This window comes from Hydrocoleum sp. CS-953, from assembly GCF_002260545.1.
Lineage (GTDB): Bacteria > Cyanobacteriota > Cyanobacteriia > Cyanobacteriales > Microcoleaceae > Trichodesmium.
Map to the genome: position 1 here is coordinate 1 of NZ_LGSU01001337.1, position 10,214 is coordinate 10,214.

6 protein-coding genes and 4 pseudogenes are annotated in these 10,214 nt (G+C 34.7%); 1 reads left to right on the forward strand and 9 read right to left on the reverse strand.

Annotation, left to right across the window (positions count from 1 at the left end; genetic code table 11):
- Positions 1 to 1,566: 1,566 nt before the first annotated feature.
- The 4 genes and pseudogenes from AFK68_RS24980 to AFK68_RS24990 form a co-directional block, all read right to left on the reverse strand.
- Positions 1,567 to 1,800, reverse strand: coding sequence for a four helix bundle protein (locus AFK68_RS24980; RefSeq protein WP_094675999.1), 234 nt, complete (start codon positions 1,798 to 1,800; stop codon positions 1,567 to 1,569).
- 117 nt (positions 1,801 to 1,917) lie between these two features.
- Positions 1,918 to 2,121 carry a hypothetical protein gene (locus AFK68_RS42540; RefSeq protein ID WP_246844448.1) on the reverse strand — a complete coding sequence of 68 codons (204 nt, stop codon included), beginning with the start codon at positions 2,119 to 2,121 and terminating at the stop codon, positions 1,918 to 1,920.
- Between the two features lie 12 nt (positions 2,122 to 2,133).
- Positions 2,134 to 2,523 (reverse strand): annotated as a pseudogene (locus AFK68_RS42545) (RNA-directed DNA polymerase); the annotation flags it as partial.
- 705 nt (positions 2,524 to 3,228) lie between these two features.
- Positions 3,229 to 3,453 (reverse strand): annotated as a pseudogene (locus AFK68_RS24990) (aspartyl protease); the annotation flags it as partial.
- A 142-nt stretch (positions 3,454 to 3,595) separates the two neighbouring features.
- Here AFK68_RS24990 and AFK68_RS43615 point away from each other — a divergent pair.
- The gene (locus tag AFK68_RS43615; RefSeq protein ID WP_256386648.1) at positions 3,596 to 3,724 is read left to right on the forward strand and encodes a hypothetical protein; all 129 of its coding nucleotides are present in this window, start codon (positions 3,596 to 3,598) and stop codon (positions 3,722 to 3,724) included.
- 38 nt (positions 3,725 to 3,762) lie between these two features.
- On the opposite strand, the gene AFK68_RS24995 is transcribed toward AFK68_RS43615, so the two are convergent.
- The 5 genes and pseudogenes from AFK68_RS24995 to AFK68_RS25020 form a co-directional block, all read right to left on the reverse strand.
- The gene (locus AFK68_RS24995; RefSeq protein ID WP_094676001.1) at positions 3,763 to 3,975 is read right to left on the reverse strand and encodes a hypothetical protein; all 213 of its coding nucleotides are present in this window, start codon (positions 3,973 to 3,975) and stop codon (positions 3,763 to 3,765) included.
- A gap of 1,109 nt (positions 3,976 to 5,084) precedes the next feature.
- On the reverse strand, positions 5,085 to 5,798 hold a 714-nt coding region (locus AFK68_RS25005; RefSeq protein ID WP_143438233.1), incomplete at its 5' end, for a 3'-5' exonuclease.
- Position 5,799: 1 nt separating this feature from the next.
- A pseudogene (locus AFK68_RS25010) lies at positions 5,800 to 7,273 on the reverse strand (UvrD-helicase domain-containing protein); the annotation flags it as partial.
- A 1-nt stretch (position 7,274) separates the two neighbouring features.
- Positions 7,275 to 7,994 (reverse strand): annotated as a pseudogene (locus AFK68_RS25015) (UvrD-helicase domain-containing protein); the annotation flags it as partial.
- Between the two features lie 865 nt (positions 7,995 to 8,859).
- On the reverse strand, positions 8,860 to 9,957 hold the full coding sequence (locus AFK68_RS25020; protein ID WP_094676007.1) for an ATP-binding protein: 1,098 nt from the start codon (positions 9,955 to 9,957) through the stop codon (positions 8,860 to 8,862).
- Between the last annotated feature and the right edge of the window lie 257 nt (positions 9,958 to 10,214).

Genomic DNA, 10,214 nt, shown 5'->3' on the forward strand with positions numbered 1-10,214 from the left:
CTATAACGCACGGTCCTAGTTGTCTGGGAAGCGATCGCTTTTTTCGACGTGCCGTTTTTTTTTGGGAGTGCTTCAGGGAATGCTTAATTTTGATGGTTGTCTGAGAGGCGATCCTTATATCTCTAAGTTTTGGTTATAGGTTGTGGCTGTTTAGTTTGAAAATTTTAAATATTGTCAGGGGTTGATAACAAATTAGAGGAAATTTTGTCGGATTTGCTTAACGAGGTTTCAAGATTTTCAGCTTTTTGGTTCGGTTGTGTGGTAGTCTGAAAGACTTAACAATCCAAAGGGCTGTTATTGCTTAATTAAATTTTGACCCTGGAAATCCTGATTATATCGTTGTTTTGAGAAGAAATTTTGTTGATTTTTTCTGCCATGAATGACTAATTTTTTCCCCTTCCTGTTATGGCAGTTTGATAAATTAGCTATTTTGTGGTAAGGAGAAATAATCCGTATATCCGTGGCATAATCCGTGTGAGCGCTTTTTTGGATGCTTTGAAAATTAGATAAAGTTATAATTTTCTGATTTTGGTTTTAATATTTTAAACTTTACCATTTTGGCGCGACTGTTAAATAGGGAAATTTTTTGAGGTTGGTTAACGAGATTTCAAGATTTTTAGCGCTTTTTTCGCTTTTGTGATATCCTATACTTATGATATTCTTTGGCTATCTTATATCTTAATTGATTTTTATAGCCGTTAATTCCTATTCTGTCGTTGTTTTGGGCGATATTTCTTTAAATTGTCTTTGCTCAAAATGACTTTTTTTTCTCTGCCCGTTTTTTGCTGTTTTGACAAAGTATTCATTTTATGATATTAAAGCTGATTTTTTTTTGAATTTAGATTTATTATGTTGAATAATTAGTCTATAGTAGGTGCGAACAGCTCCTAATGATTTGATTCTACCACAGTTGCTTTGAGGATGCAACCCTAATTCTCTTTTAGGCGCGATTTTTTTGAGTGCTTCACAGAATGAAAATTGTCAGTAGTTCAGGAAAGTTGTATGGAAAAGGAAATTTCGACATTTTCTTGGGAGAGATATACGAGAATAAAGATTTTCAGTAGTCAAGGGAGGTGGGATGGAAGAGGCGATCGCCACTTTTTCTATAGGTGCTTCAGAGAATAAAGATTTTCAGTAGTCAAGGGGGGTGGGATGAAAGAGGCGATCGCTACTTTTTCTGGGGAGAGATATACGAGAATGAAAATTTTCAGTAGTTCAGGGAAGTTGTATGAAAAAGGAAATTTCGACTTTTTCTGGGGAGAGATATACGAGAATGAAAATTTTCAGTAGTCAAGGGAGGTGGGATGGAAGAGGAAATTCCGACTTTTTCTCGGGGTGCTTTACCGGATGAAAATTTTCAGTAGTTCAGGGAGGTGGGATGGAAAAGGAAATTCCGACTTTTTCTCGGGGTGCATTTTCAGTTATCAGCTTCTTCAGTTATCAGTTTTTTCAGTTTTTTTGATGATGGAAAATAAGATTTTAGCAATCTCATCTGCATCTTTTCAGTTATCAGTTGTCAGTTATCAGTTATCAGCCTTTTTAGTTATTAGTTATCAGTTTTTTCAGTTATTTTGTTTCTTGGGCTTCTTTATAAGCTATAGACATTTTTGCCCTAAAGTCAGCTTGAGATATTCCTCCATTTGCTTCTGCTATATTGGCTCCAATAGATGTTCCACTTCTTAGGAGTTGTTTAGATAATACATATTCCTTTTTTTCTTCTGTCAAGTATTTATAAGCTTTGACTACTCTAATGGCAAATTGATAAGCTTTTTGATAGACAATACTTTTGTTTATATCCATAAACTCCAGAAAAAGCTGATAACTGATAACTGATAACTGTTCACTGAAAAAGCTGATAACTAATAACTGATAACTGAAAAGCTACCGCCACGGAGCTTTGGTTTGTCAATCCCATAATTATTTTCCCATATTGAGAGAAGTTAATATTTTCTGTTTTAAATGCCAGGTACTGCCGTGGTCTAAATGAGCAAACCAACTTTGTAGAGATTTTTGGATTTGGGTAGATTCTATTTTTCCTAGTCGGTAGTCTTTCTGTAATTGTCTTAGTCTTTTTCTAGCTATTCTTAAATTTTCGGAACGTATTCTAATGCGGTCTGGCAATACTCGAAAACCGACAAAGTTCGTTCCTGTTTTTGTTTGAAATAATTGACTTTTAATGGGATGAATTTTGAGACGGAGGTTGGCTAGGTATGCTTCGATTTTTTGTCTGGCAATGACTAAAAATTCTTTGTCGTCTGAGAATAAGGCAAAGTCATCGACGTAGCGTAGATATTTTTTTACTTTTAGTTTTTCTTTGATGAAATGGTCGAAGTTATTTAGATATAAGTTGGCAAAAAATTGACTGGTTAAGTTTCCGAGAGGTAAACCTTTTATCCGGTTTGCTGAAGTGAGTAGTTCGTCTCCGGGAAAATTCGTTAATACTGGGATTTGTTGGTTACTTCCATCAATAATTTTGTCGATTAACCAGAGGGTGTCTTGACATTTTATTTTGCGACGAATAATTTATTTGAGAATTTGATGGTCGATGCTAGGGAAATATTTAACTATATCCCACTGTAAAACGTAACGACTAGAAAGGGAAAATTTGGTGAAGCGACGCAAGGCTTTATGGGTAATGTAAAGCCATAATTTTTTTCCTCCTGATAGTTATATGTAATTTTTTCTCTGGTCGTTTCAGTTATCAGTTATCAATTTTTTTAGTTTCTAAATGTTTGGTTTTTCCGTTGGAAATGCTCCCCAAACGTTCCATGCTGCGCAACGTTAACCTAAACAACCCAACCTACATTATATGTTATTGCAAAGGATATATTTTAACCATCATTTCTTACTATAGCTTACATTAATTAATGTAGTGGACTGTTTCAACTAAAATAGTGCATTAGGGAGTAGGGTCGGAGGGTCGGAGGGGAGAAAGATTGTTGTTGGGTTTTTCCGTTGGAAATGCTCCGCAAACGTTACTCAACCCAAGAACAATCTATTGCAACATTTAAGATGAAACAGTCTAGTAGGGTGTGTTAGCGGAGCGTAACGCACCATTTTTTAAGAAGGTTTAACCCATCAATTTTGAGGGAAGCCTAACTCACACCAAAGATTACTTAATAATCAATTTTTTACACGATTTTTAAATTAATCATGGTTTTTTATAATCAATTTTTTACACGATTTTTAAATTAATCATGGTGTGTTACGACTAGCACCTAAAACACCCTACACAATTGTGAGATAAGTTTGATTATAGCTAGTAGGTAAAACCTTTAAATTTTGATTTTGTATATCGATTTCAATACCTAAAGCTTCTAGTGGCAATACTCCTAATAAAGAGTCGTTACCTCCAGAAAATTCTAAACATTCAAAAGTTTCTTCCCTTCCAAGTAGAGAAATTTTAGTATCTTGAAAAATGCGTGCTTTATTAATACCATTAGCAGTCATTACAATGGATAATTGATAATTAATCAATTCGGCTTTATTGCCTCTCCTCTTAAGGAGAAAAAAAGTGCTAGGATATTTCCTTATCTTCAATCCGATGGTTTTAACTAGAGGTAATTATCCATTATTCATTATCCATTATCAATTAATGAAATCTACTTCTTTGAGAATTTCTAATCCTAATCTAGCGATCGCTTCTGTTGCTAAAAAGAAAGTTGTAACTCCCTTATCTACCAAACCATCCTTAAGAAAAATAGAACGTACTTTGTCAGCCTAAGTTTTTATTATAGGTTTGTGGTTTTTGGTTTAAAAGTTTTAAATATTGTCAGGTTTTGATGACAAATCAGGGAAAATTTTGCCCGATCTGGCTAACGAGTTTTCAATATTTTCAGCTTTTTGGTTCAGTTGTGTGGTATTCTGAAAGAAGGAAAAATCCAAAGGATAGTTATTGCTTAATTGAATTTTAAGGCTGGAAATGCTTATTCTATCGTTGTTTTCAGAGGAAATTTTGTTGATTTTTTCTGCCATGAAAGACTAATTTTTCTCCCTTCCTGTTATAGCAGTTTGATAAATTAGCTGTTTTGTGGTATATAGGGGTAAAAAGTTTATATCTATAATATAGCGCTCCGGGAACAGGGAACATAAAACAAGCAATAGTGAGAATAAATTGCCGATAATATAAAGCTTTGAGCAGCTTGGACACCTCCTGCAATTTGTAAAGCGTGCCAGCGCACATTGCTATATATATAGATGGCTAATGTTGGGTTTCATTGTTGAGGTTGACCCAATGTCATTTCAGTTATCAGTTAGTCTCCTATCGGAGGAACTGCGTTTTTTCGTATAGGGAATGCTCCGCTTTCCATGTCGCGGAGCGAAACAGCACCTCCTGCTGTTTGCGCAGCATGACAAACGGAAACCAGGAGGCTTGAAATACGGAATATTCTTCTCTTGGTCGATTGGATATGGCGTTTCGCTGCGCGACATATAAAGCGTTAGCGTTAGCGTTAGCGTTAGCGTTAGCGAAGCTCCTCTGCAAGAGGCAGCTCCTCTGCAAGAGGCAGCTCCTCTGCAAGAGGCAGCTCCTCTGCAAGAGGCAGCTCCTCTGCACTCTTCGGGAGACCATTCCCTCCGGGACGCTTTCCTACGGAATGCTCCGCAAACGACCGCTTTTTTATCCCCTTAAAAGAGGAGGCTATTAACCAAAATTTTTCGGTCAAAAATTTCATCTATGTAGTCAAAAGCTTATACCTATATATATAGATAATGTTGGGTTTCGTTCCTCAACCCAACCTACTTTAACTACTTTAACTAACAACTTAATCCGTACATCTTAATCCGTACATCCGTGCCATAATCCGTGTGAGCTTACTTCCTCCTTATTAAAGAATAGGATAAAGTTGAAAAACATCTCCAATAATAAAAAATAAAATCAATTATTTCCTCTTTTTATATTATTTTTGAATTAATTATGGTGCGTTACGGCTAGCGCGTAACAAACCCTACCAGACTGTTTCATCTAAAATGGTGCGTTAGATTGAATTCAAAAGTCAAAAGTCATGCATTCAAAAGTAAGAATTTTCAAGTTAAAATCTATTGCACAGTTTTAGCTGTGTCACGCTACTACAACTACTTCTTTCTTACTTTTTCCCTCCTTCTTCTTCCTTCTTCCTTCTTCCTTCTTCCTTCCCCCTAAGAAACTCATCCCTTAAAGCAGACAAAACAGGACTTGGTTTTTGCGCTTGTAAATTTTCTGGTTTATTCCAAGTAAAAGGAGCTAACTTTGCAGCAGACATCCACAATAACTTTTTTGCCCTAGTCATTGCCACATATAATAACCGAAATTCTTCAGCCATTTTTAAATATCCTGCTTGTTCCCAAGCTTCTGAAATATCTGGTAAATCTTCCCCTTGCAAACTCGCCCGAATTTGCGCCCTTGCAACTTCAGCTAAGTCAAAATCTCCCAAAAAATTAGCCTGGGGTAAAACTCGTAAATTACCAGGAATTATATTTTCATGCAAAAAAGGTAGAAAGACAAAATCCCAATCTAACCCCTTAGACTTGTGCATCGTAATAATAGTAAGTTGCTGAGGACGAGTATAATATTCCTCTGCATTTTCCTCCACTTCCACAGATTCAAATCTCTCAGAATTTACAATTTCACTTAACACTTCCAACATAGAATTCATCGAACTATTACCAGCAATTTGTTTAGCAACTCTTTCTGCTAACTTATCAGCAGTTGCCAAATCTGACTGTTCATAATTTAAAGCCAAAGCCAAAAAAGAAATTAACTGATATAAAGGTAATTCAGATTTTGCTCTAAGCAAACTACGACAAAAATCTCGACATTTNTAATATTCCTCTGCATTTCCTCCACTTCCACAGATTCAAATCTCTCAGAATTTACAATTTCACTTAACACTTCCAACATAGAATTCATCGAACTATTACCAGCAATTTGTTTAGCAACTCTTTCTGCTAACTTATCAGCAGTTGCCAAATCTGACTGTTCATAATTTAAAGCCAAAGCCAAAAAAGAAATTAACTGATATAAAGGTAATTCAGATTTTGCTCTAAGCAAACTACGACAAAAATCTCGACATTTACGCACCTTTTCTGACTGATACGGATCGAGAGGACCAGGATAAAGAAATTGCTCTAATTGAGAGGCAAAACTATTATAATCTTGCTGCGGAATTAAGTGGCGATCGCCTAAAACTTTCAAAGCAGATTTTAAATAATCTGGAGAATGAGGGCGGTCAATAAATTGTATTAATGCTAATATTTCTGCCGGAATTTGAGAGTGACGTGCCCCTTGAGAAACGTCCTGTATTTTAATACCATATTTTCCTAAATCAAGTTCAACTCCATACTTTCCAGGATTACTAAAAGTATCTGCAATAAATTGACCTTGTTTATTTTCCCTTACTAATACAGCAAATTTACCTTCGGGATTTTCTTCAAACAAATTAATTATCCGTTTACCCATTAATTCAAGTGTTTGATAAATATCTCTAGGTTCATATATTTCTAAACCACTTCCAGTAGCTAGAGGATTATAATTATTTCCTAATTCTTTAACTTTTACAGGATGAATATTTTGGTCTCGAAACGGTTTTTCCTTTCCTGCTAACTTTGAATTATTTACCCACTTCAACACAAAATTAGCTGCATCAATAATTATCTGACAACTACGACCTGCTTGCTGCATAACTGCCAATTTTTCTAACTCTTCACAGTCTTGACAAAATCGCCGAAAATCTATTGGATCTGCTGGAGTAAACGTAGAATTAATTGCTTGATTTGGGTCTCCCACCCGCATCAAATTTAGATGACTTAATTTTGATAATTTTTCTTCCTGCTCAATAGAATTAAAATCTAAATTACTATCATTACTTTCCCTAGAAGTAGCCAGAATTTCTAATAACTTAGTTTGCAAAGGAGTAGAATCTTGAGCTTCATCTTCAAACACCGCAAAAACTTGATTTTGCCACATTTTTCTAGCACTTTCATTTTCCAATACCCGTAAAGCAGCCAAAATCATTTCATCATAATCAATTAATTGCCTTTCCCTCAATATTTCCTGATATATTTGATATAAACTAGCAGCAATAGTCAAAACTTGATAATTATCATTATTTTGTTCTCGTAGCTGCCATAAATATTCAGGTTTAATACCAGAACTTTTTGCTTGTTGAATTGCTTTCCAAGCTAATTGAGGTAATACTTCAGTCCGTAAAACAGACTGCCTTCTTAAACGTTCCGTTTCCTCTCCATCAAACTGACTTCCTTCAATTAAAAGTTGATAAAGTCTTGGGTTATTAGCNCAAAACTTGATAATTATCATTATTTTGTTCTCGTAGCTGCCATAAATATTCAGGTTTAATACCAGAACTTTTTGCTTGTTGAATTGCTTTCCAAGCTAATTGAGGTAATACTTCAGTCCGTAAAACAGACTGCCTTCTTAAACGTTCCGTTTCCTCTCCATCAAACTGACTTCCTTCAATTAAAAGTTGATAAAGTCTTGGGTTATTAGCAATCCAACTTTCTACACAACTGCGAGTTATCTTATTACTAGGAGTAGGCAAAATTAAATTAGAATTTTCTAAATCTAACCCAGATAATTCAGGATAACGTAAAGCAATACTTAAAGCCAAACCATGCAAAGTATGAACAACAAAACCGCCTTCAGGTAAAGATAAATCCTTTAAATTTTTGCGAATTTTAACCCTAATATTAGTAGCTGCTGAACGAGTAAAAGTAACAACAATTAATTGATAGTGACTATGTAACTTATAACGAGCGATCGCTAAAGCTGCTGCTGTTGCCATCCCATAAGATTTTCCTGCTCCAGGAACTGCCGATACTGCCAAAGGTCCCCCTTCCCAGTCAGCCATTTGTTGTTGCCCTGGTCGCAAATTAAAACAAATTTTTTGAATTGTTTGTTCTCTTAAAGCGGCTATAGATAAACCATTTTTTGTATCTTTAGAATTAGTTTTAATATCAGTAGATGGAAGTGTAAAATTATCGTCAAAATCGTCAGTCACCTTATTTTAAATCGCAAGTTAAAATTCAAGATTTAGCAATAAAAACTAATGTTTATTTCTTCACAAATAACCATTCAGCATCAGCTATTAGCTGTCAACTTTTGATAATAGGAGGAGTTTCTTAATTGATAATTGGTAGTCCTGCATGGTAATGGTGAGGATATATATTTTTTAATTTCTCCCCATCTCCCCATCTCNTTAGCTGTCAACTTTTGATAATAGGAGGAGTTTCTTAATTGATAATTGGTAGTCCTGCATGGTAATGGTGAGGATATATATTTTTTAATCTCTCCCCATCTCCCCATCTCCCCATCTCCCCACACTCCCGGTGCTTCCTTTACCATTACTATGCACCACCACCAATTGATAATTACATCTGGTTAAAACCCTGATAAAATTGAATATAAGGAAATATCCTAGCACTTTTTTTCTCCTGAAAAACAGAAGCTTTATATCTTTAATTTTTCGTTAAAAGCAATTGAAAAATTGAGGAAATTAAAAGTTATTGTCAAAGTAAGCTTATTTAAGCTTAGAAAGAATTATTCATTTTTCAGAACTGCCAAAAAAATATTTAGGGTTTGCTCAAAAAAGCAGAGTCTAGGGGGAGGGAGTCTGGGAAGTTTAGGTAGTGTGGGAAGATAGATAAAGTAGGAGGAATAATTATTCCTTGATTTTTCTGCCATAGCTAGCCTAAAATGGTAATTTTTTGAGCGTTTTCGGCTGAAACAAACGCATTTTTTTTCTACCCAAAAAAGGTAAGTCCCTTTATTTTTAAATGCTTTTAGATTGATTCAGCAAGTCCTATTTAATTGAAATGTATTAATCTATAGGCTCATATATTTCCTTCTTCCTTCTTCATTCTTCCTTAAACAACTAGGGGAAAATGAAGGTAAAAAGTAGTGCCTTTCCCTGGAGTTGATTCAAAAAAAATATCTCCACCATGAGCATCAACAATTGTTTTCACAATAGCAGTACCTAACCCTATGCCACCCTGTTTTCCATAACTTACAAAAGCTTCAAATAAATTCTTCTGAATTTCTTCAGGAATACCAGCTCCATTATCCGAAAATATAATTTCAACCCATTTATCTTTTCTCTGAGCTTTAATTTCTATCTTACCTTCATATTGATTGAGAGCTTCTACAGCATTAGCTAATAAATTTTGTAGGACACGGTTAATTTTGTTTTCATCAGCATTTATGATCAAACCCTCTTCAACAGAAACTGTCAATTCTACAAAAGTAGAGTCAATATAAACTTGGTTTAATTTTTTAAAGTTTTGTAATAGCTTGGCTATGTCAACTTGCTGAGAGAATAATTTTGTATTTCCCTGAGAAAAAGCAAGCACTTCTTCCGCCATATTTAACATCCTCTGAACTTGCATAGAAATTAAATCACACCACTCTTGACTTTCCTGATCTGGATGGAGTTCTTTTAACATCGAACTTGATAATTGAATGCCAGTAAAAGGGCTTCTAAAATCATGAATAATAGTGTTTACCATCTCTCCAATCAAAGCCATTTTTTCTTTATAAGCTAATTGATTGACATATTCAGTCGTCACGGTGCGCAGTCTTTGAGATAAAATACTTAATATTTTTAAAACAACATCCCCTTTTGTATTGGCTAATATATCTATTATAGAGTCATAGTAAATTTTAGCTACAGTTGTTTCCTTAAATGCAACTACTCTACCACTCCTTGGCTGTTTATCTATAATCCCTAATTCGCCAAAATAACCATTTGATTCAACTGATGTAATTACAACATAATTATTACCTTCACTGCTTTTTTTACTAACTTTAACCTCACCTTCTAGAACTAAGAATAAAGCATCTGAATCATCACCTTCTTCAAAAATCATCTCTGGCGGACTAAATTTTTTAATAATAGCAATTTGGGAAATTTGTGCAGCTTGCTCTGGTTCAAAATAGCGAATAAACTTATGTTCTTCTAGTTTCATTGGGTGGTGGGGTATAGTTTATTTTTAGGTTTAGTAGTATTAGTGATGATACATTAATCTACCATCAAAAATATCTGGTGTCAAAAATTGTAAGTTCTATGACAAAACAAAATTTTAAGACTAGGAATTGAAGAGTGAGCTAGTATAAAGATTTTTCGGACCTTTTTTAAGTATTCCACTCCTAAGACTCTAGAGTACCTAGAGCAAGAAGGTGGTCAAACAACATTGACTTATCGTCCTATCGGTATCCGTGGTAC

What these genes read in the sequence shown, in the direction of transcription:
- AFK68_RS24995 (WP_094676001.1), bottom strand. Translation starts at nt 3,975, where the DNA reads ATGGCAGAAAAAATCAACAAAATTTCCTCTGAAAACAACGATAGAATA.
- AFK68_RS25020 (WP_094676007.1), bottom strand. Translation starts at nt 9,957, where the DNA reads ATGAAACTAGAAGAACATAAGTTTATTCGCTATTTTGAACCAGAGCAA.
- AFK68_RS43615 (WP_256386648.1), top strand. Translation starts at nt 3,596, where the DNA reads ATGAAATCTACTTCTTTGAGAATTTCTAATCCTAATCTAGCGATCGCT.
- AFK68_RS24980 (WP_094675999.1), bottom strand. Translation starts at nt 1,800, where the DNA reads ATGGATATAAACAAAAGTATTGTCTATCAAAAAGCTTATCAATTTGCC.